23 protein-coding genes are annotated in these 25914 nt (G+C 73.5%); 12 read left to right on the plus strand and 11 right to left on the minus strand.

Annotated elements, in window-relative coordinates; all coding sequences use genetic code 11:
- Window positions 1-5 precede the first annotated feature (5 nt).
- The 8 genes from NL142_RS03825 (at window position 6) to NL142_RS03860 (ending at window position 9062) form a co-directional block, all read left to right on the plus strand.
- A complete protein-coding gene (locus NL142_RS03825) occupies window positions 6-497 on the plus strand; it encodes a GNAT family N-acetyltransferase (RefSeq protein WP_435081034.1) in 492 nt (163 codons plus the stop codon).
- A gap of 110 nt (window positions 498-607) precedes the next feature.
- Window positions 608-1621 carry a 5-dehydro-2-deoxygluconokinase gene (gene iolC, locus NL142_RS03830; RefSeq protein WP_435081035.1) on the plus strand — a complete coding sequence of 338 codons (1014 nt, stop codon included), beginning with the start codon at window positions 608-610 and terminating at the stop codon, window positions 1619-1621.
- A gap of 35 nt (window positions 1622-1656) precedes the next feature.
- A complete protein-coding gene (locus NL142_RS03835) occupies window positions 1657-2559 on the plus strand; it encodes a class I fructose-bisphosphate aldolase (RefSeq protein WP_435081628.1) in 903 nt (300 codons plus the stop codon).
- 52 nt (window positions 2560-2611) lie between these two features.
- Entirely contained in the window at window positions 2612-4117 is a 1506-nt protein-coding gene (locus tag NL142_RS03840) for a CoA-acylating methylmalonate-semialdehyde dehydrogenase (RefSeq protein WP_435081036.1), read from the plus strand.
- Between the two features lie 62 nt (window positions 4118-4179).
- Window positions 4180-5106: a 5-deoxy-glucuronate isomerase gene (gene iolB, locus NL142_RS03845; RefSeq protein ID WP_435081037.1), complete on the plus strand. Its 927-nt coding sequence runs from the start codon at window positions 4180-4182 to the stop codon at window positions 5104-5106.
- Window positions 5103-7019: a 3D-(3,5/4)-trihydroxycyclohexane-1,2-dione acylhydrolase (decyclizing) gene (gene iolD / locus NL142_RS03850; protein ID WP_435081038.1), complete on the plus strand. Its 1917-nt coding sequence runs from the start codon at window positions 5103-5105 to the stop codon at window positions 7017-7019. The genes iolB and iolD overlap by 4 nt, the downstream gene beginning before the upstream one ends.
- Window positions 7020-7118: 99 nt before the next feature.
- Window positions 7119-8081 carry a sugar phosphate isomerase/epimerase family protein gene (locus NL142_RS03855; protein ID WP_435081039.1) on the plus strand — a complete coding sequence of 321 codons (963 nt, stop codon included), beginning with the start codon at window positions 7119-7121 and terminating at the stop codon, window positions 8079-8081.
- A 12-nt stretch (window positions 8082-8093) separates the two neighbouring features.
- A complete protein-coding gene (locus NL142_RS03860) occupies window positions 8094-9062 on the plus strand; it encodes a 3-hydroxyacyl-CoA dehydrogenase family protein (RefSeq protein WP_435081040.1) in 969 nt (322 codons plus the stop codon).
- A 35-nt stretch (window positions 9063-9097) separates the two neighbouring features.
- Here the strand turns inward: NL142_RS03860 and NL142_RS03865 are convergent, their stop codons facing one another.
- Window positions 9098-9847, minus strand: a complete 750-nt coding sequence (locus tag NL142_RS03865) for an SDR family oxidoreductase (RefSeq protein ID WP_435081041.1) — start codon at window positions 9845-9847, stop codon at window positions 9098-9100.
- A 133-nt stretch (window positions 9848-9980) separates the two neighbouring features.
- Here NL142_RS03865 and NL142_RS03870 point away from each other — a divergent pair, with 133 nt between their 5' ends.
- Window positions 9981-10823 carry a helix-turn-helix transcriptional regulator gene (locus NL142_RS03870; protein ID WP_435081042.1) on the plus strand — a complete coding sequence of 281 codons (843 nt, stop codon included), beginning with the start codon at window positions 9981-9983 and terminating at the stop codon, window positions 10821-10823.
- A 9-nt stretch (window positions 10824-10832) separates the two neighbouring features.
- Here NL142_RS03870 and NL142_RS03875 read toward each other — a convergent pair whose 3' ends face one another.
- The 10 genes from NL142_RS03875 to NL142_RS03920 all read right to left on the minus strand — a co-directional run bounded on the left by NL142_RS03875 (window position 10833) and on the right by NL142_RS03920 (window position 20833).
- The gene (locus tag NL142_RS03875) at window positions 10833-11561 is read right to left on the minus strand and encodes a GntR family transcriptional regulator (RefSeq protein ID WP_435081043.1); all 729 of its coding nucleotides are present in this window, start codon (window positions 11559-11561) and stop codon (window positions 10833-10835) included.
- A 15-nt stretch (window positions 11562-11576) separates the two neighbouring features.
- Window positions 11577-12386, minus strand: coding sequence for a triose-phosphate isomerase family protein (locus NL142_RS03880; protein WP_435081044.1), 810 nt, complete (start codon window positions 12384-12386; stop codon window positions 11577-11579).
- Window positions 12387-12390: 4 nt separating this feature from the next.
- Window positions 12391-12852 (minus strand): ribose-5-phosphate isomerase, encoded by a 462-nt coding sequence (locus NL142_RS03885; RefSeq protein WP_435081045.1) that lies wholly within the window; start codon window positions 12850-12852, stop codon window positions 12391-12393.
- A gap of 59 nt (window positions 12853-12911) precedes the next feature.
- Window positions 12912-14648: a dihydroxyacetone kinase family protein gene (locus tag NL142_RS03890; protein ID WP_435081046.1), complete on the minus strand. Its 1737-nt coding sequence runs from the start codon at window positions 14646-14648 to the stop codon at window positions 12912-12914.
- An 80-nt stretch (window positions 14649-14728) separates the two neighbouring features.
- The gene (locus NL142_RS03895; RefSeq protein ID WP_435081047.1) at window positions 14729-15490 is read right to left on the minus strand and encodes a GntR family transcriptional regulator; all 762 of its coding nucleotides are present in this window, start codon (window positions 15488-15490) and stop codon (window positions 14729-14731) included.
- Window positions 15491-15543: 53 nt separating this feature from the next.
- A complete protein-coding gene (locus NL142_RS03900) occupies window positions 15544-16473 on the minus strand; it encodes an ATP-binding cassette domain-containing protein (protein ID WP_435081048.1) in 930 nt (309 codons plus the stop codon).
- A complete protein-coding gene (locus tag NL142_RS03905) occupies window positions 16470-17513 on the minus strand; it encodes an ABC transporter permease (RefSeq protein WP_043584937.1) in 1044 nt (347 codons plus the stop codon). Before NL142_RS03905 ends, NL142_RS03900 begins: the two co-directional genes overlap by 4 nt.
- 100 nt (window positions 17514-17613) lie before the next feature.
- Window positions 17614-18594 (minus strand): sugar ABC transporter substrate-binding protein, encoded by a 981-nt coding sequence (locus tag NL142_RS03910; protein WP_435081049.1) that lies wholly within the window; start codon window positions 18592-18594, stop codon window positions 17614-17616.
- 254 nt (window positions 18595-18848) lie between these two features.
- Window positions 18849-19856 carry an inositol 2-dehydrogenase gene (iolG, locus tag NL142_RS03915; protein ID WP_435081050.1) on the minus strand — a complete coding sequence of 336 codons (1008 nt, stop codon included), beginning with the start codon at window positions 19854-19856 and terminating at the stop codon, window positions 18849-18851.
- A 59-nt stretch (window positions 19857-19915) separates the two neighbouring features.
- On the minus strand, window positions 19916-20833 hold the full coding sequence (locus tag NL142_RS03920; RefSeq protein WP_194683226.1) for a sugar phosphate isomerase/epimerase family protein: 918 nt from the start codon (window positions 20831-20833) through the stop codon (window positions 19916-19918).
- A gap of 306 nt (window positions 20834-21139) precedes the next feature.
- Between NL142_RS03920 and NL142_RS03925 the strand changes: the two genes are divergently transcribed.
- The 3 genes from NL142_RS03925 to recQ all read left to right on the plus strand — a co-directional run bounded on the left by NL142_RS03925 (window position 21140) and on the right by recQ (window position 25757).
- Entirely contained in the window at window positions 21140-23275 is a 2136-nt protein-coding gene (locus NL142_RS03925) for an ExeM/NucH family extracellular endonuclease (RefSeq protein WP_435081051.1), read from the plus strand.
- Window positions 23276-23360: 85 nt separating this feature from the next.
- Window positions 23361-23762 carry a thioredoxin gene (gene trxA / locus NL142_RS03930; RefSeq protein ID WP_012037481.1) on the plus strand — a complete coding sequence of 134 codons (402 nt, stop codon included), beginning with the start codon at window positions 23361-23363 and terminating at the stop codon, window positions 23760-23762.
- Between the two features lie 111 nt (window positions 23763-23873).
- The gene (gene recQ / locus NL142_RS03935; protein WP_435081052.1) at window positions 23874-25757 is read left to right on the plus strand and encodes a DNA helicase RecQ; all 1884 of its coding nucleotides are present in this window, start codon (window positions 23874-23876) and stop codon (window positions 25755-25757) included.
- The last annotated feature ends 157 nt before the right edge of the window (window positions 25758-25914 follow it).

The following is a 25914-nucleotide window of genomic DNA, read 5'->3' on the forward strand; positions in this document are numbered from 1 at the left end:
ACCGCATGCAGATCCGCCCCGCCTCGGACGCCGACTGGCCCCTGATCCACCCCTTCTACCGGGCGATCGTCGACGCCGGCCGGACTTACGCGCTGCCGGCCGGGCAGTCGCTCGAGGAGGCGCGGCCGAACTGGATGGCGGAGGCGCCGGCGTGCACGTTCGTGGCGGTGGACGACGACGGCACGGTGCTTGGATCCGCCAAGGTCGGGCCCAACCGACCCGGCCGCGGCGCGCACGTCGCCACCGGCGCCTTCCTCGTGGATCCCGCGCACGGCGGCCGCGGCGTGGGTCGCGCGCTCGGCGAGCACGTGATCGCGTGGGCGCGCGCGGAGGGCTACCGGGCGATCCAGTTCAACGCGGTCGTGGAGACGAACCACGCGGCCGTGCACCTGTGGCGGTCGCTCGGCTTCCGGATCGTCGGCACCGTCCCCGCGGCCTTCGACCACGCGGACCACGGGCTCGTCGGCCTGCACGTGATGCACCTGCCGCTCGACTGATCCCGAGCCCGGCGGATGCGCTATGTGCCTATGTCAGAACATGCGCTACGTTGGAGGGACAGCAGCACCCGCCCACCGTCCTCCACCGCCGGAGAGGAAGCAGCGCCGCCATGAGCCCTGCCGAGAACGCAGCCCCTGCCGAGGACGCAGCCCCTGCCGAGGACGCAGCCCCTGCATCGACCCCGATCCACGACGTGATCACGATCGGCCGCGTCGGCGTCGACCTCTACCCGCTCCAGGACGGCGTGGGCCTCGAGGACGTCGAGACGTTCGGCAAGTACCTCGGCGGGAGCGCGGCCAACGTGGCCGTCGCGGCCGCCCGGCACGGCAGATCCGCCGCCCTGATCTCGCGCACGGGCGACGACCCGTTCGGCCGCTACGTCATGCGCGAGCTCGAGCGCCTCGGCGTCTCCGCGGAGTTCGTGATGCCGATCGACGACCTGCCGACGCCCGTCACCTTCTGCGAGATCTTCCCGCCCGACGACTTCCCCCTCTACTTCTACCGCCGGCCGAAGGCGCCCGACCTCTGCATCGAGGCCGAGGCGCTCGACCGGGCCGCGATCCACGACGCGCGCGTCTACTGGGCCACCGTCACGGGCCTCAGCGAGGAGCCGAGCCGATCCGCGCACCACGCCGCGTGGGCGGCCCGCGCGCGCCGGCCGCTCACGGTGCTCGACCTCGACTACCGGCCGATGTTCTGGTCCTCGCCCGCGGACGCGACCCGCGAGGTCGGCCGGGCGCTCGAGCACGTGACGGTCGCCGTCGGCAACCGCGAGGAGTGCGAGATCGCCGTGGGGGAGACGGATCCGCTGCGGGCCGCCGACGCGCTGCTCGACCGCGGTGTCGAGCTCGCGATCGTCAAGCAGGGTCCGAAGGGCGTGCTCGCCAAGACGCGCGAGGAGACGGTGGAGGTGCCGCCGTACCCGGTCGAGGTCGTCAACGGGCTCGGCGCCGGCGACGGCTTCGGCGGCGCGCTCGTGCACGGGCTGCTCGCCGGGTGGGACCTCGAGCGGATCCTGCGCTTCGCCAACGTCGCGGGCGCCATCGTCGCGTCCCGCCGCGAGTGCTCCACCGCCATGCCCACGACCGCCGAGGTGGACGCGGTGCTGGAGGGGATCCGGTGACCGCGGTCGACGCGACCCGGGCGCCCGCCGAGGCGCTGCGCGCGGGCGACCTCCCCTGCGCGCTCCAGGCCCTCCGCGACCTGCGCGCCACGGATCCCGACGCCGTCGCCCGCGCGCTCGCCGGCCGCGTCCGCCGCCCGCTCATCCGCGACGACGGACGCCTGCTCATCGTCGCCGCCGACCACCCCGCTCGCGGCGCGCTCGGCGTCGGCGACGACCCCATGGCGCTCGCCGACCGCGACGAGCTGCTCGCCGGCCTCGCCACCGCCCTCACGCGCGACGGCGTCGACGGCGTGCTCGGCACCCCGGACATCGTCGACGACCTCGCGCTCCTCGGCCTCCTCGACGACAAGGTCGTGGTCGGATCCATGAACCGCGGCGGCCTGCGCGGCGCCGTCTTCGAGATGGACGACCGCTTCACGGCCTACGACGTGGCGGGCATCGTGCGCGACGGCCTCGACTTCGCGAAGACGCTCGTGCGGATCGCCCTGGGCGACGCCGGCACCGCCGCGACGCTCGAGGCCAACGCGCGCGCGGTCGACGACGCGGTGCGCGCCGGCCTGCCGATCATGCTCGAGCCGTTCATGAGCGCGTGGCAGGAGGGCCGGATCGTCAACGACCTCACGCCCGACGCCGTCATCACCTCCATCGCCGTCGCGTCGGGCCTCGGCTCGTCGTCCGCGCGCACGTGGATGAAGCTGCCCGTCGTCGACGACATGGCCCGCGTCATGGCCGCGACCACCCTGCCCACGCTGCTGCTCGGCGGGGATCCGCAGGGCGCGAGCGAGGACACCTGGGCCGGCTGGGAGCACGCACTCGGCCTCCCCGGCGTCCGCGGCCTCGTCGTCGGCCGCACGCTGATCCACCCCGCCGACGGCGACGTCGCGCGCGCGGTCGACCAGGCCGTCGACCTCGTGCACGGCCGCGCCCGCCCCTGACCCCGAAGACCGACCCGACCCGATCCACCACCCGCCACCGCCTGAGGACACCATGACCGACACCGCCCCGCTCCCCGTCGTCCCGCACTGGATCGACGGCGCCCGCTCGCCCTCGACCTCCGGCCGCACCGCGCCCGTCTACGACCCGGCGCGCGGTGTCGTCACGAAGGAGGTCGCGCTCGCGGACGCCACGGAGATCGAGCGCGCGATCGCCTCGGCCCACGCCGCGTTCCCCGCCTGGCGCGACCTGTCGCTCGCCAAGCGGCAGGCGATCCTGTTCCGCTTCCGCGAGCTGCTCGAGGCGGAGAAGGGCGAGCTCGCGGAGATCATCACGTCGGAGCACGGCAAGGTCGTGAGCGACGCGCTCGGCGAGATCACGCGCGGCCAGGAGGTCGTGGAGTTCGCGACCGGGCTCGCGCACCACCTCAAGGGCGAGTACTCGGAGCAGGTCTCCACGGGCGTCGACGTGTACTCCACGAAGCAGCCGCTCGGCGTCGTCGGGATCATCTCGCCGTTCAACTTCCCGGCCATGGTGCCGATGTGGTTCTTCCCGATCGCGATCGCGGCCGGCAACACGGTGATCCTGAAGCCGAGCGAGAAGGACCCGAGCGCCGCCATCTGGATCGCCGAGCTGTGGAAGCGCGCGGGCCTGCCCGACGGCGTCTTCACGGTGCTGAACGGCGACAAGGAGGCGGTGGACGGGCTGCTCACGCACCCGGACGTGCGCGCGATCTCGTTCGTCGGATCCACGCCCATCGCCCAGTACGTCTACGAGACGGGCACGAAGCACGGCAAGCGCGTGCAGGCGCTCGGCGGCGCCAAGAACCACATGCTCGTGCTGCCGGACGCCGATCTCGACCTCGTCGCCGACTCGGCCGTCAACGCGGGCTTCGGCTCGGCGGGCGAGCGCTGCATGGCGATCTCCGTGGTCGTCGCGGTCGAGCCCGTCGCGGACGCGCTCATCGAGCGGATCACGTCGCGCATGTCGTCCCTCCGGGTCGGCGACGGCCGCCGCGGCTGCGACATGGGCCCGCTCGTGACAGAGGCGCACCGCGACAAGGTCGCCTCCTACATCGCGATCGCGGAGGAGGACGGCGCGCGCATCGTGGTCGACGGCCGCGGCATCGAGGTCGACGGCGAGCGGGACGGCTTCTGGCTCGGCCCGACGCTCATCGACGAGCTGCCCACGAGCTCGCGCGCCTACACGGAGGAGATCTTCGGACCCGTGCTCGGCGTCGTCCGCGTCCGCTCGTACGAGGAGGGCGTCGCGCTCATCAACCAGGGCGCGTTCGGCAACGGCACGGCGATCTTCACGAACGACGGCGGGGCCGCGCGGCGCTTCCAGAACGAGGTGCAGGTCGGCATGATCGGGATCAACGTCCCCATCCCCGTGCCCGTCGCCACGTTCTCGTTCGGCGGCTGGCGCTCCAGCCTCTTCGGCGACACCAAGGCCCACGGCGCGGAGGGCGTGCGGTTCTTCACCCAGCAGAAGGCGATCACCAGCCGCTGGCTCGACCCGTCGCACGGCGGCGTCGACCTCGGCTTCCCGCAGAACTGATCCGCACCCACCCCGCCCGGCCGACCGGGCACCCGACGACGATGACGACGAAGGAGACGCGCATGACGACGGACGAGTGGCTGCATCCCCGCGGCAGCATCGGCCGGGACGGCTGGGAGACCGTGGTCGACGGATCCCTGGCCGACTGGGAGCACACGGGCCTCCGCGTCGCCGTGCTCGCCGACGGTGAGGAGCTCGCGCTGCCCGCCGCGGACGTCGAGCGCATGGTGGTGCCGCTCGCGGGATCCTTCGCCGTGCGGCACCGGGAGGCCGACGGCGAGGAGCGCGCGACCGACCTCGAGGGCCGCGCGTCGGTCTTCGCGGGACCCACGGACGTGCTCTACCTGTCGTGCGACGCGAGCGCGGTGCTCACCGGATCCGGCCGCGTGGCCGTCGCCGAGTCGCCCGCCACCCGGCCCGTGCCGAGCCGCCGGATCGCCCGCGAGGACGTGCCCGTCGAGCTGCGCGGCGCCGGTAGGTCGAGCCGCCAGGTGCACAACTTCGGCACGCCCGGCACGCCCGGATCCCTCGACGCCGAGCGCCTCATCGTCTGCGAGGTGCTGACGCCGGCCGAGAACTGGTCGAGCTACCCCGCGCACAAGCACGACGAGGAGAAGCCGGGGGAGGAGTCGGAGCTGGAGGAGATCTACTACTTCGAGACCGCCGTCGGTCGCGGGCTGGACGCTCCCGCCGACGCGGATCCGTTCGGCCTCTTCCACACCTCGTCGTCGCCCGCGGGCGAGATAGCCATCGACGCCGTGGTGCGCACGGGCGACGTCGCGCTCGTGCCCTACGGCTACCACGGGCCCGCCGTCGCGGCGCCCGGCTACGACCTCTACTACCTCAACGTCATGGCGGGGCCGGGCACCGACCGTGCCTGGCTCATCAGCGACCACCCCGCGCACGGCTGGATCCGCGGCACATGGGCCGGGCAGGCGATCGACCCGCGCCTGCCGTTCGCCCCCGACCAGGAAGCCCCGACCTCATGACCGAGCCCACCACCCGCATGACCGTCAGCCAGGCGCTCGTCGCGTTCCTCGCGAACCAGTGGACGGTCGACGGCGACCACCGCGAGCGCACCATCCCCGGCGTCTTCGGGATCTTCGGCCACGGCAACGTCGCCGGGATCGGCCAAGCGCTCATGCAGGCCAACGCGCAGGATCCCGACCTCATGCCGTACCACCAGGCCCGCAACGAGCAGGCGATGGTGCACCAGTCCGTCGGGTTCGCCCGCATGCACCGCCGCCTCGCGACCTACGCGAGCGCCGCGTCGGTCGGGCCGGGCGCCGCGAACATGCTCACGGGCGCGGCCCTCGCGACGGCGAACCGGCTGCCGGCGCTGCTCCTGCCGAGCGACACCTTCGCGACGAGGGTCGCGGATCCGGTGCTGCAGCAGCTCGAGCATCCGCACGACACCGGGATCAGCGTCAACGACGCGTTCCGCCCGCTCTCGCGCTTCTTCGACCGCGTGCAGCGGCCGGAGCAGCTGTACTCGATCGCGCTCGCGGCCATGCGCGTGCTCACCGACCCCGCCGAGACGGGCGCCGTCACGATCGCGCTGCCCGAGGACGTGCAGGCGGAGGCGCTCGACGTGCCGCTCGCGTTCCTCGCGCCGCGCGAGTGGCACCTGCGCCGGCCGCTGCCGGAGCGCGGGCCGCTCGGGCGCGCCGTCCAGGCGATCCGCGACGCGCGCATGCCGCTCATCATCGCGGGCGGCGGCGTCATCTACTCCGCGGCCGAGGAGGCGCTCCTCCGCTTCGCCGAGGCCACGGGCATCCCGGTCGGCACGACGCAGGCCGGCGGCGGATCCCTCGCCTGGGACCACCCGCAGTACGTGGGCGGCGTCGGCGCCACCGGATCCACCGCCGCGAACCGCCTCGCCGCCGAGGCCGACGTCGTGATCGGCATCGGCACGCGCTACTCCGACTTCACCACCGCGAGCCGCACGGCGTTCCAGCGGCCGGACGTGACCTTCGTCAACGTCAACGTCGCCGCGTTCGACGCCTACAAGCACGGCACGCAGCTGCCCGTCGTGGCCGACGCGCGCGAGACCCTCGAGGCGCTGATCGACGCACTCGGCGGCACGCGCGTCGACGCCGCGTACGCCGACCGCATCGCCCGAGAGAAGCGCGAGTGGGACGCCGCCGTCGACCGCGCGCTCGCGCCCACCGGCGGCGCGCTGCCCGGCCAGCCCGAGATCATCGGCGCAGTCCAGGCCGCGAGCGACCCGCGCGACGTCGTCGTGCAGGCGGCCGGATCCCTGCCCGGCGACCTCCACAAGCTCTGGCGCGTGCGCGACGCGCTCGGCTACCACGTGGAGTACGCGTTCTCGTGCATGGGCTACGAGATCCCCGGCGGCCTCGGCGTGAAGCGCGGGGCGGAGGCGTACGGCGACGACCGCGACGTGATCGTCATGGTCGGCGACGGCTCCTACCTCATGCTGCACACCGAGCTCGTGACCGCGGTGGCCGAGGGCATCAAGATCATCGTCGTCGTGATCCAGAACCACGGCTACGCGTCCATCGGCCACCTCTCCGAGACGGTCGGCACCGAGCGCTTCGGCACCCGGTACCGGCAGCTGGATCCCGCGACGCGCAACTTCGAGGGCCGCGAGCCGCTGCCCGTCGACCTCGCGGCGAACGCGCGCAGCTACGGCGTGGACGTGATCGAGGTCGCGCCCGGCCCCGACGCGACGACCGCGCTCGGCGACGCGGTGCGGCAGGCGAAGGCCTCCGACCGCACCACCGTGATCCACGTCGAGTCCGATCCGCTCGTCTACGGCCCCGACGGCGAGGGCTGGTGGGACGTGCCCGTCCCCGGCGTCTCCGAGATGCCGTCCACGCAGGCGGCGCACGCCGACTACGTGGAGCGGAAGAGGGCGCAGCGGCCGCTGCTCGGCTGACGTGGGATCGGTCTCCGGAGCGACCCGGGCATCAGGATGCTATTTCCTATAGGATCTTGACCCCGGGCATCCGGGACCCGACGACCGCGATGGAGCAGCATGCCGGACACACCCGCGACGACACCCGAGCCGGCGTTCCGCGCCGCGGACTGGCCCATCGCCACCTGCCTGCACGGCTTCGCGACGGTCGGCCGCGACGGCACCGCCCTCCACGACGCGGACGCCGCGGTCTGGGACCGCATGTTCGCCGACATCGCGCGCGAGGGCTTCACCCTCGCCGAGCTCGCCGACAGCCACGTGCGACCCGCCGACCTCGAGCCGTCCCGCCGCGACGAGCTCGTCTCCATCGCGCGGGCGCACGGCGTCGGGATCCCGTCGGTGCACCTGCAGCGGCAGAGCGTCATCATGCCGGGCCGCGAGGAGCAGAACCTCGCCTACGCGCACCGCACCATCGACGCGATCGCCGAGATGGGCATGGAGGTCTTCTCGACCGGGCTGCACCAGCCGTTCAGCGAGGCGCAGCGGAAGGCGCTGTGGTTCTGGACCGCCGAGGGCCCGAAGGACCCCGACGACCCCGAGGTGTGGGACGCCGCCGTCACGCGCCTCCGCGAGCTCGGCCGGCACGCCGCCGACCTCGGGCTCCGCATGGCGCTCGAGATGTACGAGGACACCTACCTCGGCACGGCCGACAGCGCCGTGCGGCTCGTGGAGGAGATCGGCCTCGACAACGTGGGGCTCAACCCCGACGTCGCGAACCTCATCCGCCTGCACCGCCCGGTCGAGAGCTGGCGCGAGCTGTACGCGAAGACGCTGCCGTACGCCAACTACTGGCACGTGAAGAACTACATGCGCGACGAGGCGGCCGACGGCAGCTGGGCGACCAGCGTGCCCACGACCATGAAGGCCGGCCTCATCGACTACCGGCAGGTGATCCGCGACGCGGTCGAGCTCGGCTTCGACGGGATCATCCTCACCGAGCAGTACGGCGGCGACAGCCTCGGCGTCTGCGCGGAGAACCGCGACTACATCCGCACGCTGCTGCCGCAGACGCGCGACGCATAGGGAGAGGGCACCATGACCGACCAGCACAGCACCGCACGCAGCATCGCCATCGTCGGATCCGGGTACATGGGCGGCGGCATCGCGCAGGTGCTCGCGCTCGCGGGCGCGCGGGTGCGCATCGCCGACATCTCGGAGGAGATCGCCGTCGCGAACCACGCGCGCCTGCTGGAGGAGGCGGCCAGGTTCGTCGCCGACGGGTTGTTCCCGGCCGACGCCGTGGAGCGGATCCGCGCCGCCGTGACGCCCGCCGCGTCCATCGAGGAGGCCGTCGCCGACGCCGACTTCATCGAGGAGGCCGTGCCCGAGAAGCTCGAGATCAAGCACGCGACGCTGCGGCGGATCTCGGCGGCGGCCCGCCCCGACGCGGTCATCGGATCCAACACCTCGACCATCCTCATCGGCTCGCTCGCCGAGGCCGTCACGAACCCCGAGCGGTTCCTCGGCGTGCACTTCTCGAACCCGGCGCCGTTCATCCCGGGCGTCGAGCTGATCCCGCACGCGGGCACCGACGAGCGGGCGACCGCGATGGCCGAGGAGATCGTCGCGGCCACGGGCAAGGAGTCCGCGCGCGTCACCGACTCCACGGGCTTCGTGCTCAACCGCCTGCAGTACGCGCTCTTCCACGAGGCGACGCAGATCGTGGAGGAGGGCATCGCGACCCCCGAGGACATCGACACGATCGTCCGCACGACCTTCGGCTTCCGCCTGCCGGTCTTCGGCCCGTTCGCGATCGCCGACATGGCCGGCCTCGACGTGTACGCGTTCTGCTACGCGTCGCTGCAGACCCGCTGGCCCGAGCGCTTCGCGACACCGGCGTCGCTCCAGGAGCACGTCGACGCGGGCGAGTACGGCACGAAGACCGGATCCGGCTACCTCGACGTGCCCGCCGAGCGCACCGCGGCGCTCGTCGCGTACCGGAACAGGGCGTACGTGGCGATCAAGGCGCTGATGGACGAGCTGGGGCCGGCGCCCATCGGCTAGCTGCCCTGCGGTGCCGGCCCGCGAGCGCCCGTGCCTCAGTGCGTCCGCTGCGCGAGCATCGCGAGGACGTCCGCGTGGCGCCCCTCGGCCTCGGCGTCGCGGAGGAACCGCACGCGCTCGACCAGCACCTCCTCCACGTCGCTCTGCCGCTCGAGGATCTGCATCACCTCGTCGAGGAACTCGCCGAGCGGCATCGCCGACTCCTCGTCCTGCTGCCCCATGAGCGTCGTGCGCACCGCCGGCGGCACCAGCTCGATCACCTGGAGGGGCGTGCCGGACCACTGCACGCGCAGGCTCTGCGTGAACGAGTGCACGGCGGCCTTCGTCGCCGAGTAGGTCGGCGTCGCGGGCAGGGGCACGGAGGCGAGCCCCGAGGACACGGTCATGAGCACGCCGTCGGGCTTCGCCGCGAGCCAGGGCCCGAAGGCCGCGGCCGTGCGGATCGTGCCGAGCAGGTTCGTCGTGATGGTCGACTCCGCGACCGCGAGGTGCGCCGGGTCGCGCAGGTCCTCGGGGAGCATGACGCCGGCCATCGTGACGACCGCGTCGAGGTCGGGGTGCTCGCGGGTCACGCGTTCTGCGGCCGCGGCGATGGACGCCGGATCCGTGACGTCGAGCTCGACCGCGTGCATTCCGGGGTGCGTGGCCACGATCTCGTCGAGCAGCGCGCGGCGGCGGCCGGCGACGATGACGGTGTCGCCGCGGTCCTGCAGGCGCTCGGCGAGGCCGAGGCCGATGCCCGACGTCGCTCCGGTGATCAGGACGGTGCTGCCGCTGGTCTTCATGGTGCCTCCTCTGCGGGGCCGTGCGCCCCGTCGTCGTCCAGCCTGCGTCGGACGCGGCCGGCCGGGAAGGGAGCGCGCATCGGGGGAGCGGCGGTCCCTGGATGAGCGGCGCACCAGGGGCGAGGATGGGGCCATGGACCGTCCCGCGCTCGCCGAGTTCCTCCGCGCCAGGCGCGAGGCGCTGCGGCCCTCCGACGTGGGCCTGCCCCCGGGCGCCCGCCGCCGCACCGCGGGCCTCCGCCGCGAGGAGATCGCCGCCGTCGTCGGCATGTCGGCCGACTACTGGGCGCGGCTCGAGCAGCGCCGGGGTCCGCAGCCCTCCGACCAGATGCTCACGGCGATCGCCCGCGGCCTCCGCCTCGGCCTCGACGAGCGCGACCACCTCTTCCGCCTGGCCGGCCACGGGACGCCGCGGCGGGCACGGCTGTCCCCGCACGTCAGCCCGGGCCTCATGCGCGTGCTCGACCGCCTCGACGACACCCCCGCCCTCGTCATCACGGAGCTCGGCGAGACGCTCGCGCAGAACCGCCTCGCCTCAGCCCTGTTCGGCGACGACGTGACCCGCACCGGCCTCGACCGCAGCGGCGTGCACCGCTGGTTCGCCCACCCCGAGGAGCGCGGGCAGTACCCGGAGCGCGACCACGAGCGGCAGGGGCGGCTCCAGGCCGCCCAGCTGCGGGTGGCGGCGTCGCAGGCGGATCCGGATCCGCTCGCCGCCGAGGTGCTCGCGAGCCTCGTCGCGACGAGCGCGGAGTTCCGCCGCTACTGGGACCTGCAGGAGGTCGGCAACCGGTTCGACGAGCGGAAGACCCTGGTGCATCCCGAGGTGGGCGAGATCGAGGTGCACTGCCAGGCCCTCTTCACGGAGGACCAGTCGCAGGTGCTGCTCGTGCTGACGCCGCTGCCGGGATCCGGGGCCGCGGAGGCCCTCGCGCTGCTCGGCGTCGTGGGGGAGCAGCGGTTCGACCGGTCCTGAGCGCTGCGGCTAGGCGGTCGTCGCGTCGTCCGCGTCCGCGTCCCGCCGCGACCGCTCCCGCACCCGCTCGATGTGCGCCCGCATCGCAGCAGCCGCGGCCTCCGGACCCTCGGCGATCGCGGCGATGATCGCGCGGTGCTCGTGCACGGCGTCGTCCGCGTCGTGGACGCCCGTGCGCATCGTCTGGCGCATGCGGTGGACGCGCGTGGAGATCGCCTCGGACATGTCGAGGAGGAACGGGTTGCCGGTCGCCTCGAAGATGCGGTGGTGGAAGTCCCAGTCGACGACGAAGTACTCGCGGATGAGGCCGACGGGCATCTCGCCGTCGCCGGTCGCCGCGCGCACCCGGCGGGTCGTCTCCTCGTGCGCGGCGAGCGCGTCCTCGAGCGCGGGGACCAGGCGCGTCGGATTCGCGGCGGCCAGCGCCGTCGCCCCGCCCTCGAGCACGATCCGCGCGTCGAACAGCGCCTCGAGCTGCTCCCCGGCGATGGGCGGCGCGACCCGGTAGCCCTTGTGCGCCTCGCGCGCGACCAGCCCGGTGCGCTCCAGCTGCACGAGCGCCTCGCGCACGGGCGTGGGGGAGACGTGGAGGTCGCGCGCGATCTGGTCGATGGCGAGCCGGGAGCCCGGCTCCATCGCGGATCCCATGAGCATGTCGAGCACGAGGTCGTAGACGCGGTCGCGGAGCCCCTGCCGCGCGGGCATCGAGGTCGCGTCGAGCGGGAGGCCGGTGGTCACCAGGACAGTCTGCCGTCAGCTGGCGGCGTCGGACGCCGGGCGGGCCGCGGAGCGCGCGTGCACCTCGTCGAGGATCGCCGCGACCGCGCGCGGGTCGTGCGCGAACCGGCCGAGGAACAGGCCGTCGACGTCGTCGCCGATCCGCGTGAGGAGGCCGGGCCCGGCGCTGCCGCCGTAGACGACCGCGGATCCCGGGTGGGCGTCGAGCGCCCGCACGTGCGCGCGCAGCTCGCGGCCGACCCCGCGGATGTGCGCGTCCGATGCGGGCTCCGCCGCGCCGATCGCCCACTGCGGCTCGTACGCGACCACGATGCGCCCGCCGTGCCCGGCCGCGCGCGCCGCCGCGAGCGCGTCGTCGAGCTGGCGGATGCACTCGCGGGCGGCGTCGGTCGGATCCCCGTGCGTCTCCTCGCCGACGCAGAGGATCGGCACGAGCCCGGATCGCAGCGCCGCGTCCGCCTTCCGCCGCACGACCTCGTCCGTCTCGCCGAACAGCCGCCGCCTCTCGGCGTGCCCGACCTCGACGAAGGCGCCGCCGAGCTCCCGGATCTGCCCGCCCGACACCTCGCCCGTGAAGGCGCCGGCGTCCTCCGCCGCGAGGTCCTGCGCGCCCACGGCAGCCAGCCCGTCGAGGATCCCGACGGCGGCCGGCAGCGACAGGTACGACGGCAGCGCCACGAGCTCGGCCTCGCCGCCCGTCGTCGCCGGGTGCGCCCGCGCGATGTCGGCGACGGCCTCGCACCACGCGACGGTGTCGGCGTGCCCGAGGTACATCTTCAGGCTCACGCCGACGAACGCCGGCCGCGCGGGCGGCTGCGCGGGCACGGCCCTACTTCGCCTCGTACGCGCGGATCTCGTCCACCTTGTCGTTCGACGGGCTCGACGTGTCGAACTCGTACGTCAGCCACTCGCGCACGTTCCGCCGCGCCAGCTCCAGGCCGACCACGCGCTGCCCCATGCAGAGCACCTGCGCGTCGTTGGACAGCACGCTCCGCTCCACCGAGAAGCCGTCGTGCGCGGTGACGGCGCGGATGCCGGGCACCTTGTTCGCCGCGATCGCCATGCCGAGGCCCGTGCCGCAGATCAGCACGGCCCGGTCGGCCTCGCCGCGCGCGACCATCTCGGCCGCCGTCGTCGCGACGGTCGGGTAGGCGGTGTGGCCGTCGGCGTCGACGCCCACGTCCACCACCGACACGACGAGGCCGCTCGCCTCGAGGTCGGCCTTGATCGCCTCCTTGTGGTCGTATCCCGCGTCGTCCGCGCCGACGACGATGCGCCAGGTCCTGGTCATCCGGTCCTCCTCATGGTGCTGCTGATCGTGCTGGTGCTGCTGGTGGGTGTCCCCGGGTCTCACCGGTCGGCGAGCGCGCGGCCGACGGCCGCGGCGATGAGCGCGAGCGAGATCGCGCCCGGGTCGGCGGTGCCGACGGAGCGCTCGCCGTGCGACCGCGCGCGTCCGATGCCGGGCTTCATCGCGGCGGTGGCGTCGGCGGCCTCCTGCGCGGCGTCGCCGGCGGCGGCCCACGCGTCGGCGAGCGGGGCGCCGGATCCGACCCGCTCGGCGAGCGCCTCGGCGAAGGGCACGAGCGCGTCGACCATCGTCTTGTCGCCGAGCGACGCCTTGCCGTGGCCCATGACGGCGTCGCGCGCGGCGCCCACGCCCGCGGCGACGGACTCGGCGGTCACGGGATCCGAGTCCTCGTCGTCGAGCGCGTCGCCCACCGCCTGCAGGATCAGACCCCAGAGCGCGCCCGAGGTGCCGCCGCCCTTGTCCGACCACGCGTCGCCCGCGAGCCGGAGCACGGTGCGCGCGCCGGCGCCCTGCTCCACCGCGGAGGTCGCGCGCTCGGAGGCAGCGCGGGATCCGCGGAGCATGCCGATGCCGTGGTCGCCGTCGCCCGCGACCGCGTCGAGGCGGCCGAGCTCGTCGGCGTGCTCGGCGACTACCGCGTGCACGGCGTCGAGCGCGGCGGCGATGCGCCCGGCGGCCTCCCGCGACGCGTCGCTCGCGTCCGGGATCGCGGCGTCCACCTCGTCGTCCTCGCGCGCGTCGACCGGCTGGAGCGCGGATCCGTCGAACGCGCCGCTGCGGAACGCCGGCGTGTCCGCGGGTGCGGTCCACAGCCGCTCGAGCTCCTCGTCGAGCCAGAACAGCGTGAGGGACGCGCCCGCCATGTCGAAGCTGGTGCAGAACTCGCCGACCTGCGGATCCACGAGCGTGACGCCGGCCTCCTCGAGCAGGTCCGCGACGCGCGTGAAGACGACGAACAGCTCCTCGGTCTTCACCGATCCGAGCCCGTTGAGCACGGGCACGACGCGGGCGCCGCGCACCGTCACGCCGTCCGGGATCTCGGCGTCGGCGAGCAGCTGCGTCACGAACAGCTCGGCCAGCCCGTCGGCGGACGGGACGTCGGTCTCGTCGATGCCGGGCTCGCCGTGGATCCCGAGCCCGATCGCCATGCGCCCCTCCGGCACCGAGAACAGCGGCTCGTCCGCGCCCGGCAGCGTGCAGCCGGTGAAGGCGACGCCCATCGAGCGCGTGCGCGCGTTCGCGAGCCGGGCGACGCGCTCCGTGTCGTCGAGGTCGTAGCCCGCGGCGGATGCGGCGCCCGCCGCCTTGAAGACGGTGAGGTCGCCCGCGATGCCGCGGCGCTTGGCCTGCTCCTCGGGGGAGGCGCTGAAGATGTCGTCCGTCACGACGACCGTGCGGCAGTCGATACCGTCACCCCGCACGCGCTCCTGCGCGTCGTCGAAGTGCAGCACGTCGCCGGCGTAGTTGCCGTAGAGCAGGAGAGCGCCGCGGCCCTGCTCGCTCGAGCGGATCACCGACTCCACCTGGTGCGCGGACGGAGATGCGAAGAGGTTGCCCATCGCGGCGCCGTGCGCGAGGCCCGGGCCGACGAGCCCGCCGAACGCGGGGTAGTGGCCGGATCCGCCGCCGATGACGACCGCCACCTCGGCCTCGGCGGAGCGGGTCGAGCGGGAGACCCCGCCGTGCACGCGCCGGACCCATCGCCCGTTGGCGCGGACGAAGCCGTCCGTCATGTCGTCCGCGAAGTCAGCGGGGTCGTTCCAGAGCCGGGTCATCCGTGGAGTCCTCCTCATCGAGCACGTGAGGAGATCCTATAGGATATTGGATCCGATCGGCATTATCCGGGCCGCCCGAGCTACCGGTCGACGAGCGTGATCTCGAACGAGTACAGGTCGGGTCGGTAGCAGTGCTGGCCGTACTCGACGGCGCGGCCCGAGCTGTCGAACGCCGTGCGCGACATCGTGAGCACGGGGCCGCCGCGCGGCAGGTCGAGCAGGCGCGCCTCGGACGCGGTGGCTGCGCGGGCGCCGATGCGCTGCTTGGCGACCCGCATGATCACGCCGCGGCCGCGCAGCAGCTGGTAGAGCCCGTGGGTGGCGAGGTCGTCCGGATCCAGGTCGACGAACGGCTCGGGGAGCACGTTGTCGAGGATCGCGAGCGGCACGCCGTCCGCGGTGCGCAGCCGGGTGAGGTGCAGCACCGGGCTGCCGACCTCGACGCCCAGCGCCTCGGCGACCTTCTCGTCGGCCTCGCCGCGCGACGACGACAGCATCTCCGTGCGCGGCGTCTGGCCCTGCCGCTCGAGGTCCTCGTAGAGGCTCGTGAGCTCGACGTTGCGGGTGACCCGGCCGTGCACGACCTGCGTGCCGATGCCGCGGCGGCGCACGAGCAGGCCCTTGTCGACGAGGTCCTGGATCGCCCGGCGGATGGTCGGGCGCGAGAGGCCGAGCCTGTTGCCGAGCGCGATCTCGTTCTCGAGCCGGGCGCCCGCGGGGAGCGTGCCGTCGTGGATCGCCGTCTCCAGCAGGTTCGCCACCTGGTAGTAGAGGGGCACCGGGCCCGAGCGGTCGAGCGCGAGGAACAGGTCGGGCGGCAGGATCTGCTCCGGTTGGCTCACGTCGATCGCTCCCTCGTAGGTCAGGTCAACGCCTCATCCTGGCATGCGGCGGTTCAGCGGCCGGACGCCGGCGCGGCTCCCTCCGGGCCAGGGTCCGCGCCCGGATCGCGCGCGAGCTCGTGCGCCAGCGAGTCCAGCTCCGCGCCGCCGGCCATGAGGCTCGTGAGCTCGCCCAGCGTGATCTCGTCCTTCTCGAACGTGCCGAGGCTGGATCCGCGGTTCAGCAGCAGGAACCGGTCGCCCACCGGGAACGCGTGGTGCGGGTTGTGCGTGATGAAGACCACGCCGAGCCCGCGGTCGCGCGAGCGCGCGATGTACCGCAGCACGACGCCGGACTGCTTGACGCCGAGCGCGGCGGTGGGCTCGTCGAGGATCAGCACGCGCGCGCCGAAGTGCACGGCCCGGGCGATGGCGACGCACTGGCGCTCGCCGCCGGAGAGCGTGCCGATGGGCTGGTCGACGTCGCGCAGGTCGATGCCCATCTGCGCGAGCTGCTCGTGCGTGACGGCCTTCATGGCGGCCACGTCGAGTCGGCGGAACGGCCCCGTGCCCTTCGTGATCTCGGAGCCGAGGAAGAAGTTCCGCCACACGGGCATGAGCGGCACGACCGCGAGGTCCTGGTAGACGGTCGCGATGCCGGCCTGGAGCGCGGCGCGCGGGGATCCGAGCGTCACGGGCTCGCCGTCGAGCAGCATCGTGCCCTCGCTCGGCGCGTGCACGCCCGCGAGCATCTTGATGAAGGTCGACTTGCCCGCGCCGTTGTCGCCCAGCACGCACGTGACCTCGCCCGCGGCGACCACGGTCGAGACGCCCGTGAGCGCGTTGACGGCGCCGTAGCTCTTGCCGATGTCGCGGACCTCGAGGATGGTCGTGCCGGCAGGCGGCAGCGGGGGAGTGGGGCGTCCGCCGGCCTCCTCGGCGGCGCTGGGGACGGCGCCCGCGAGGGGCTCGGAGGCGGCGCTCGCGCTCGTCTCGGTCGTCATCGTCCGCCTCCCGCCCGCGTCCGCACCAGGTTGTTGAGGAGCACCGCCGCGAGGAGCATCACGCCGAGGATCGTGCGCAGCCAGTTCGTGTCCCATTGGGCGAACGTGATGCCCTGGAAGACCATGCCGTAGATCAGCGCGCCGAGCGCCGCGCCGATGGCCGAGCCGAAGCCCCCCGTGAGCAGGCACCCGCCGACGACCGCGCAGATGATGTAGATGAACTCCTGGCCCACCCCCGTGTTCGCCTGCACCGTGGAGGTGCGGAACAGGGAGATCATGCCGACGAGCCAGGCCGCGCCCGCGGTGCCCATGAAGAGGCCGACCTTGGTCTTGAAGACCGGGACGCCCACCTGGCGGGCGGACTCCTTGGCGCCGCCGACCGCGAAGATCCAGTTGCCGGCGCGGGTGCGCAGGAGGATCCAGGTGGCGACAGCCGCGACCAGGAACCACCACAGCACCGAGACGTAGAAGTTGCCGCCGCCGATCTCGAGCGACGAGCCGAAGATCGGCTGTATGGCGTCGTACGACGGCACCTTCGTCATGCCCTGGATCGCCACCTGGCCGGTGATGAGCTTCGTGACCGCGAGGTCGACGCCCGCGAGCGCGAAGAACGTGCCGAGCGTGACGATGAAGCTCGGCAGTCCCGTCTTCATCACGAGGAAGCCGTTGAGCGCGCCGACCGCGAGGGCCGCCGCGAGGGAGACGAGCACCGCGACCCAGATGCTGAGCCCGTAGTGCGACGTGAGGATGCCGACCACGAGGGCCGAGAAGCCCGTCATCACGCCGGCGGAGAGGTCGAACTCGCCGCCGATCATGAGCATCGCGACGGCGACCGCCATGATCCCGAAGGTCGAGGCCGACTCGAGCCACACTCCCGCGCCGGCGAGGGTGAGGAACTGCGGCGTGTAGAGGGAGAAGAACACCAGCACGGCGAGGGCGGCCACGAGGGCGCCGATCTCCGGCCGGGCGAGGATCTTGCGGATCGGCCTGTTCTCGAGGCGCGGCCTCGTGGCGATCGTCACGATGTCCGTCGTGGTCAACGCGGGCTCCTTCGGTGGGCGTCGGGCGGTGCGGTGGGGTGCGGATGGGGGAGAGGGGAGGCGGCGGGCCGGGCGCTTCGGGCGCGCCCGGCCCGACCGCCTAGCGGGTGCCGTTCTTCGCGAACTCGGCGACCTGCGCCGCGTTGTCCTTGGTCACGAACGCGGGTCCGGAGTAGACGGGCTGGCCGCCGCCGATGACGTTGCCGTTGGTGGCGTAGAGGTCGAGCGCGGTGATCCCGAGGAAGCCCTGCACGTAGGGCTGCTGGTCGACCGCGAACAGGATCTTGTCGGCCTCGACCGCGCTCACGACGTCCTCCGAGAGGTCGAACGTGCCGATCTGGGCCTTGCTGCCCGACTCCTCGACGGCGCCGACCGCGTCGATCGCGTACTGGCCGCCGAGCGTGAGCACGCCGTCGATGGAGGGATCCGCCTGAAGCTTGGACTTGATGGTCGCCTTCACGTCGGCGTCGTTCGTGCCGTCCACCTGGAGGTTCGCCATCTGGCCGGAGAACGCGCTCGCCGCGGAGGAGCAGCGCTCCTCGAGGCCGACGTTGCCTGCCTCCTGGATCACGCAGAGCGCGTTCTTCAGGCCCGCCTCGCCGAGGCGCTTGCCGACGGCCTCGCCCGCGACGGTCTCGCTCTGGCCGATGTGGGTGAGGGCGCCGAACTCGGCGGAGCGCTCGATCCCGGAGTTGATGGTGACGACGGGGATGCCCGCGGCCACGGCCTTCTCGACGCTGTCCTTCACGCCGTCGGGGTTCGCCATGGAGACCACGATCCCGTCGACCTTCTGCGCGACGGCGTTGTCGATGAGCTGGGACTGCTTGGCGGGATCCGGGTCCGCGTTGTACGTGACGGTGGCGCCGTACTGGCCGCCGGCGGTCTCGGCGCCCGACTTCACGCGGTCCCAGAAGGCGTCGCCCGGGCCGGAGTGCGTGACCACCGCGAAGGTGAGGTCGCCGCCGCCGCCGTTCGCTCCGCCCGCGGTGGGCGCGGCCTCCTGGCCGGTGCCCGCGCACGAGGTGAGGAGGAACCCCGCCGCGATCGCGAGGCCGAGGGGGGCGAGGAATCTGTTCTTCATCGAATGCTCCTTGTCGGGCGGACGCCCGCGCGGGGGTCCTGGACGTCGTCGTCGGGGCGATCTTCGTCCCGCCCGACGTTGTTTGTCAACACATGCTGACAAGACGGATCCATGTCGTGACCCGCCGTCGTCCTGCCGGCGGATCCGAACGATCCGACCCTCCAGTGTGCCGCCTGCTCTGGTCTCCCGCGCGCGCGAGGACGCCCGACCGCGGCGGGCGCGGTCGGGCGGGTGGGCGCGTGCGTGCGCCGGGCTCAGAGCGAGACGGGCACCGCCACGCGCTCCACGGCCGAGCGCTGCGCCGCGTCCGCGAGCACGAGCGCCGCGCGGCCGTCCTGGAAGGTCGGGCTGTCGGAGGCCTCGCCGCGGGCCAGGCGGATGAAGGCGCGCAGCTCCGCGACGTACGCGGCGGCGTAGCGCTCGAGGAAGAAGTCCTGGTACGGCGGCTTGCCCTCGACGCTCGTGGCGGTCGAGACGCTGACGAGGCTCGTGAGCGCGTTCGAGACCTGCAGGGATCCGCGCGAGCCGAACGCTTCGATCCGCTGGTCGTAGCCGACGGCGCTGTGCCGGGAGTTGGTGATGACCACGAGCGCGCCCGTGGAGGCCCGGAGCGTCACGACCGCGGTGTCGAAGTCGCCGTGCTCGCGCGCGCCGGGGTCGAAGGTGGTGGACCCGGTCGCCTGCACCTCGACGATGTCGGGCAGGAACGCGCGCGCCATGTCGAGGTCGTGGATGGTCATGTCGCGGAAGATCCCGCCCGAGACCGCCACGTACGCGGCGGGCGGCGCGGCCGGGTCGCGGCTGACGATCGACAGCTGCTCGAGCGCGCCGATCTCGCCCGCGGCCACGCGGGCGCGCGCCTCCGCGAACGCCGGGTCGAAGCGGCGGTTGAAGCCGAGCGCCACGGGCACGCCGGACGACACCACGCGGGGGAGGAGCGCATCCACCCTCGCGATGTCGAGGTCGATGGGCTTCTCGCAGAGCACGGGCAGGCCGGCGTCGATCGCGGCGGCGATGAGGTCGACGTGCGTGGGCGTGGGCGAGGCGATGAGGACCGCGTCGATCCCACCCGACGCCATCATCTCGGCCGCGTCCTCGGTGACGCGGCCGCCGAGGCGGGCGGAGAGGGCGCGGGCGCCGTCGACGAAGGGGTCGCAGATCCACGCGAGCTCGGCGTCGGGATCCGCGGCGATGTTCGCGGCGTGGACCTGGCCGATGCGGCCGGTGCCGATCAGTCCGAAGCGCAGGGGGGTCGTGGTCATGTCGTGGGTCCTCGTTCGTCGTGGTGGTGGTGCCGGTGCGCGGCGGGTCGCGTGCCGGGTCAGGCCCAGGTGCGCAGCGCCTCGCGGTTGACGCGCTGGTCCTCCGTGCGCTCGGCGCGGAAGCGGCGGATGTCGGCGTCGGGCGCGTTGAGCACGTCCTGCTCCACGACCACCCAGCCGTCGTAGCCCTGCGCCTCGATCGCGGTCATCACGCTCGCGAGGTCGACGTCGCCGCGGCCGAACGCCGCGAACGCCCCGGAGGACCAGACCTCGCGCATGCCGCCGCCGGCCGCGAGCACCCGGCGGAGCTCGGCGCCGTCGACGTCCTTGAGGTGCAGGTGGGTGATCCGCGCGCCCCAGCGGGAGATCGCCGCGAGCGGGTCGCCGCCCGCGATCACGAGGTGGCCGGTGTCGAGCGTGAGCCCCACGTCGACCTCGTCGAGGAAGCGGTCGATCTCCGCGGGCGACTCCACGAACGTGCCCGCGTGGTGGTGGAAGGTCGGCTCGAAGCCCGCGGCGCGCGTGATCTCCGCGGCGCGCGCGGTGTTGCGGACGAGGCGCGACCACGCGGCGTCGTCGAGCGGGTCGGCCTCGGCGCCGCGGCCGGGGGCGGCGGCGCGGGTCGCGGATCCGGCGTCGGCGAGCGTCGGCAGCGGCAGGCGCGCGGGCCCCGCCTCGGCCGCCTCCTGGAAGACGCGCAGCGACGCCTGGAGCTCCGGGAGGGACGACTCGAACGCGTCGTCGTCGGAGAGGGGGAGCTGGATCCAGCCGCCCGCGAGCTCGAGTCCCGCACCGGCCAGCCGGTCGCGCAGCTCCCGGCCGCGGCCGAGGTAGCCGACGGGCCCGAGGTCGATCCCCGCGTACCCCGTCTCGGCGAGGGCCTCGACCATGTCGTCGGGGGTCACGACCTCGGCGCCCTCTGGCGTCAGCTCGAACACGCCGAAGCTCACGGGCGCGCCGGCGACGGTGGCCCTCACGCGGCGGATCCCGCGGGCCGGCTCGGGCGGGCCGTCGCGGCGGCGCGGGATGCGGGGGTGGTGCGGGTCTGGATCATGCGTCGTCGCACTGCTCCTCGGGCCGTCGAGCGGATGTTTGTCCTGACGATAGTACGTGGCAGCGGTCCCGCGCCATCGTGGTCGACGCCTCCTCCCGGCGCGCCGCGACGATCGCATGACGAGCCGGTGACGATCCGGTGGCGGCCCTCCGCCCGGGGCCGCGCCCGGCCTACGCTCGACGGGTGATCCCCCATGCGGGGGAACCGCGACGCCGAGGGGGACGACGCCATGACCGAGACCGACACCGCACCCGCATCCCGGGAGCGCCGATCCGGCCCGGCCCGCCGCATCGCCCGCCCGCTCGCCGTCGCGACCGCCCTGGCGCTCGGCCTGTCCGCGCTCGTCGCGTCGCCCGCCGAGGCCGAGACCGTCGCCATCGCCGACGTCCAGGGCACCGGCAGCGCTACCCCGTTCGCCGGCCGCGTCGTCACGGTCGAGGGCGTCGTCACCGCCGACCACCGCGGGGCGAGCGGGTATGCCGGCATCGTGATCCAGACCGCGGGCTCGGGCGGCGCGACCGACCAGACGCCCGGCGGCTCCGACGGGATCTTCGTCTACCTCGCGAGCGCCGACCCGGCCGTCGCGATCGGCGACCTCGTGCGCGTCACGGGCACCGCGTCCGAGCGCCAGGGCCAGACCCAGCTCGCCGCGACGGCGACCGACCTCGTGCAGGCCGGCGTCGGCGTGCCCGCCGCGACCCCGCTCCCCGACACGCTCCGCGGCGCCGACCGCGAGTCGCTCGAGAGCATGCTCGTGACGCCCACGGGCGACTACCGCGTCGGATCCGCGCACCAGCTCGACACCTTGGGCACGCTCTGGCTGAGCGCCGGCGCCGACCTGCCCGTCAAGGCCACCGACGTCGTGCGGCCGGGTGCCGAGGCCGACCGGATCGCCGCCGACAACCGCGCGCGCCGGCTCCTGCTCGACGACGGGTACAACATCCAGCTCACGAACGCGGCCTATCCCGCGGGCGCGACGCAGCCCTACTACTCGGCCGACCGCGTGGTCCGCAACGGCGACGTCCCGGTCTTCCCGGCCACCCCGTACGTGCTCGCCTTCGGCTTCGACGACTGGCGCCTCCAGCCCACTACCCCCGTCACCTCGCTCGACGCGGCCGGCCGCGTGCCGACCTTCACGAGCGGGAACCCGCGTCCGGCCTCGTCGCCCGAGGTGGGCGGCGACGTGCGCATCGCCGGGTTCAACGTCCTCAACTACTTCACGACGCTGGGCGAGCGCGGCGCCGTCACCGCGGAGGAGTTCCGGAAGCAGCGCGCGAAGATCGTCACGGCCATCACCGGGCTCGACGCGCAGGTCGTGACGCTGATGGAGATCGAGAACTCGACGCGCTTCGGCGAGCCCGCGGACACCGCGACGGCCGACCTCGTGCGCGGCCTCAATGACGCAGCGGGCAAGCCCGTGTGGGACTACGTGCGCACCCCCGCCGCGCTGCAGTCGACGCCCACCGACGAGATCCAGAACGCGATCATCTACCGCACGGACGCGGTCACGCCCGTGGGCCAGGCGGCCACGCAGATCGACGAGACGGTCTGGGGCAACGCGCGCGAGCCGATCGCGCAGTCCTTCCGCGGCGGCGACCGGACCTTCACGGTCGTCGCGAACCACCTCAAGTCGAAGTCCGGATCCGGCACGCAGCCCGCCGACGGCCAGGGCTTCTTCAACGCCGACCGGGTCGCGCAGGCGAAGGCCGTGGCGCGCTTCGCGTCCGAGCTGCAGGCGTCGAGCGGATCCGACCTCGTCTACCTCCTCGGCGACTTCAACGCCTACTCGGAGGAGGACCCGATCCAGGTCCTCCGCGACGCCGGCTTCGTCGACCTCGTGGCCGCGAAGGCGCCCGGCGAGCGCACGTACTCGTTCGACGGCGAGGTCGGGTCCCTCGACCACGTGCTCGCGACCCGCGCCGGCGCGGCCGCGGTCACGGGCGTCGGCGTCTGGGACATCAACGCTCCGGAGTGGTCGGCGCGCGAGTACGGCGGGGCCGCCACCGACGGATCCAGCGCCTTCCGCTCGAGCGACCACGATCCCGTCAAGGTCGGCCTCGACACGATCCGCGACGCGTCGACCCTCACCGGGTACGCCGACCGCCTGCTCGTCCGCAACGGGCAGCCGGTGCGCTACACGGTGAAGCTCGCCGCCGGCGCGACGGTTCCGACCGGCCGCGTGCAGATCCTCGACCGGGGCCGCGCGATCGCCACCATCGACGTCACGGCGGCCGACGCGGGCCGCGCAACTGTCACGCTGCCGAAGCTCTCCCGCGGGATCCACCTGATCACCGCGAGCTACGCGGGCGACGGCCAGGCGAAGGGGTCGAGCACCGTCTGGCCGTCGATCGTCCTCGTCTGGTAGCCGCCCGCCGCACGCGGAATGCGCGGGCCGCGCGCCCGGTTGCACCCCGAGACCGCACGAACCGAGCACGAGAAGAGGACGCACCATGGCCACCACCGAGCTGACCGCCGAGAACTTCGAGAGCATCGTCGACTCCAACGGCATCGTCGTCGTCGACTTCTGGGCCGACTGGTGCGGCCCCTGCAAGCAGTTCGCGCCCGTCTTCGACAAGTCGAGCGAGAAGCACGCCGACATCGTCCACGGCAAGGTCGACACCGAGGCGCAGCAGTTCCTCGCGCAGCAGGCGAACATCTCCGCCATCCCGACGCTGATGATCTTCAAGGACCAGACGCTCATCTTCAGCCAGGCGGGCGCGCTGCCCGCCCCGGCGCTCGAGTCGCTCATCGAGGAGGTGCGCGCCGTCGACGTGGCCGCCCTCAAGGAGCAGGCCGCCGCCGAGGCCGCGCAGGCCACGCCCGGCGCGAGCGCCGACCCGACCGCGATCTGACCCGCGCCTGATCCGCACCGACGGCCCCTCCCCATCCGGGAGGGGCCGTCCGCGTCCCCACGACGCGCACCGCCGCCGTCCGCCGAGCACGCCCCGGATACGATTGCCCCGATGACCTCCACCCCTCCCGCTCCCGCCGGATCAGCCGCGTCCGGCACCGCTCTGGCCCCCGCCCTCGAGCGCCTCGGCACGGTCTTCGGGTACGACGCCTTCCGCGGCGACCAGCAGGAGATCGTCGAGCACGTCATCGGCGGCGGCGACGCGCTGGTGCTCATGCCCACGGGCGGCGGCAAGTCCCTCTGCTACCAGATCCCGAGCCTCGTGCGCGAGGGCACGGGCGTCGTCATCTCGCCGCTCATCGCGCTCATGCAGGACCAGGTCGACGCCCTGCGCGCCGTCGGCGTCCGGGCCGCGTTCCTCAACTCCACGCAGGACCTCGAGACCAGCCGCGAGGTCGAGCGCGCCCTGCTCGACGGCGACCTCGACCTGCTCTACCTCGCGCCCGAGCGCCTCATCCTCGACCGGATGGGCCGCCTCCTCGACGAGGCGCGCATCGCGCTGTTCGCCATCGACGAGGCCCACTGCGTCTCCCAGTGGGGCCACGACTTCCGCAAGGACTACCTCGCGCTGTCGATGCTGCAGGAGCGCTGGCCCCAGGTGCCGCGCATCGCGCTCACCGCGACGGCCAACGAGGCCACGCACGCTGACATCACCGCGCGCCTCGGCCTCCAGGACGCGCGCCACTTCGTCTCCTCGTTCGACCGGCCGAACATCCGCTACCGCATCGTCCCGAAGGCCGAGCCGCGCAAGCAGCTGGTCGACCTCATCAAGAACGAGCACGCGGGCGACGCCGGCATCGTCTACTGCCTGAGCCGCAAGACCGTCGAGCAGACGGCCGAGGCGCTGAACAAGCAGGGCATCACCGCGCTGCCGTACCACGCGGGCCTCGACGCCGCGGTGCGCCAGCGCAACCAGGCGCGCTTCCTCCGCGAGGACGGCATCGTGATGTGCGCCACCATCGCGTTCGGCATGGGCATCGACAAGCCCGACGTGCGCTTCGTCGCCCACATCGACCTGCCGAAGTCCATCGAGGGCTACTACCAGGAGACGGGTCGCGCGGGCCGCGACGGCCTCCCATCCACCGCGTGGCTCGCCTACGGCCTGCAGGACGTCGTGCAGCAGCGCCGCATGATCGACCAGTCCGAGGGAGACGCGCAGCACCGACGTCGGCTCTCGCAGCACCTCGACGCGATGCTCGCGCTGTGCGAGACGGTCGGCTGCCGCCGCGTGCAGCTCCTCCGCTACTTCGGCGAGGAGACGGGTCCGTGCGGCAACTGCGACACGTGCCTCGAGCCCGTCGAGACGTGGGATGCCACGGTGCCGTCGCAGAAGCTGCTGTCCACCATCGTCCGGCTGCAGCGCGAGCGGAACCAGCGCTTCGGGGCCGCGCACCTCATCGACATCCTGCTCGGCAACGAGACCGACCGCGTCCGCCAGCAGGGGCACGACCAGCTCGCCACCTTCGGCATCGGCGGGGAGCTCACCGACGTGCAGTGGCGCGGCGTCGTCCGCCAGCTCCTCGCCCAGGGCCTCCTCGGCGTGAGCGACGACGGATACGGCACCCTCGTCATCACCGCGGGCAGCGGCGACGTGCTCAGCGGATCCCGGCAGGTGCCCATGCGGCAGGAGCCCGAGCGCATCGTGCGCGGACGCGGCACCCGCACGACCCGGGCGAAGGGCGGCCAGGTGGTCGACCTCCCCGAGGAGGCCCAGGACCTGTTCGAGGCGCTCAGGGGCTGGCGCTCGGAGCAGGCGAAGGAGCAGGGTGTGCCCGCGTACGTCGTGTTCGCCGACGTCACCCTGCGTGAGGTCGCGACCGTGCGGCCGGCTGATCTGGGGCAGCTCGCTGGGATCACGGGCGTCGGGCAGAAGAAGCTCGACACCTACGGCGAGGGGCTGCTCGCGGTCGTCGCCGGATCCGCCGCGGCCGGATAGAGCGCCCTCCGAGCAGGGCGTCCGCGCCCCGGGACGCCGGCCGGCCGGAGCGGCGGCCGGGGAGAGGGACCCGGTCCCGAGCCTCGAGGGCTGCGGGACCGAGCCGCGCACACGGCCGACTTTTACCCGAAGACCGGCCCGGCGCTGGCGGGACAGC

Source organism: Clavibacter quasicaliforniensis, assembly GCF_051201715.1.
Lineage (GTDB): Bacteria > Actinomycetota > Actinomycetes > Actinomycetales > Microbacteriaceae > Clavibacter > Clavibacter seminis.

What these genes read in the sequence shown, in the direction of transcription:
- NL142_RS03825 (WP_435081034.1), top strand. Translation starts at nt 6, where the DNA reads ATGCAGATCCGCCCCGCCTCGGACGCCGACTGGCCCCTGATCCACCCC.
- iolC (WP_435081035.1), top strand. Translation starts at nt 608, where the DNA reads ATGAGCCCTGCCGAGAACGCAGCCCCTGCCGAGGACGCAGCCCCTGCC.
- NL142_RS03840 (WP_435081036.1), top strand. Translation starts at nt 2,612, where the DNA reads ATGACCGACACCGCCCCGCTCCCCGTCGTCCCGCACTGGATCGACGGC.
- iolB (WP_435081037.1), top strand. Translation starts at nt 4,180, where the DNA reads ATGACGACGGACGAGTGGCTGCATCCCCGCGGCAGCATCGGCCGGGAC.
- iolD (WP_435081038.1), top strand. Translation starts at nt 5,103, where the DNA reads ATGACCGAGCCCACCACCCGCATGACCGTCAGCCAGGCGCTCGTCGCG.
- NL142_RS03855 (WP_435081039.1), top strand. Translation starts at nt 7,119, where the DNA reads ATGCCGGACACACCCGCGACGACACCCGAGCCGGCGTTCCGCGCCGCG.
- NL142_RS03860 (WP_435081040.1), top strand. Translation starts at nt 8,094, where the DNA reads ATGACCGACCAGCACAGCACCGCACGCAGCATCGCCATCGTCGGATCC.
- NL142_RS03865 (WP_435081041.1), bottom strand. Translation starts at nt 9,847, where the DNA reads ATGAAGACCAGCGGCAGCACCGTCCTGATCACCGGAGCGACGTCGGGC.
- NL142_RS03870 (WP_435081042.1), top strand. Translation starts at nt 9,981, where the DNA reads ATGGACCGTCCCGCGCTCGCCGAGTTCCTCCGCGCCAGGCGCGAGGCG.
- NL142_RS03885 (WP_435081045.1), bottom strand. Translation starts at nt 12,852, where the DNA reads ATGACCAGGACCTGGCGCATCGTCGTCGGCGCGGACGACGCGGGATAC.
- NL142_RS03890 (WP_435081046.1), bottom strand. Translation starts at nt 14,648, where the DNA reads ATGACCCGGCTCTGGAACGACCCCGCTGACTTCGCGGACGACATGACG.
- NL142_RS03900 (WP_435081048.1), bottom strand. Translation starts at nt 16,473, where the DNA reads ATGACGACCGAGACGAGCGCGAGCGCCGCCTCCGAGCCCCTCGCGGGC.
- NL142_RS03910 (WP_435081049.1), bottom strand. Translation starts at nt 18,594, where the DNA reads ATGAAGAACAGATTCCTCGCCCCCCTCGGCCTCGCGATCGCGGCGGGG.
- iolG (WP_435081050.1), bottom strand. Translation starts at nt 19,856, where the DNA reads ATGACCACGACCCCCCTGCGCTTCGGACTGATCGGCACCGGCCGCATC.
- NL142_RS03925 (WP_435081051.1), top strand. Translation starts at nt 21,140, where the DNA reads ATGACCGAGACCGACACCGCACCCGCATCCCGGGAGCGCCGATCCGGC.
- trxA (WP_012037481.1), top strand. Translation starts at nt 23,361, where the DNA reads ATGGCCACCACCGAGCTGACCGCCGAGAACTTCGAGAGCATCGTCGAC.
- recQ (WP_435081052.1), top strand. Translation starts at nt 23,874, where the DNA reads ATGACCTCCACCCCTCCCGCTCCCGCCGGATCAGCCGCGTCCGGCACC.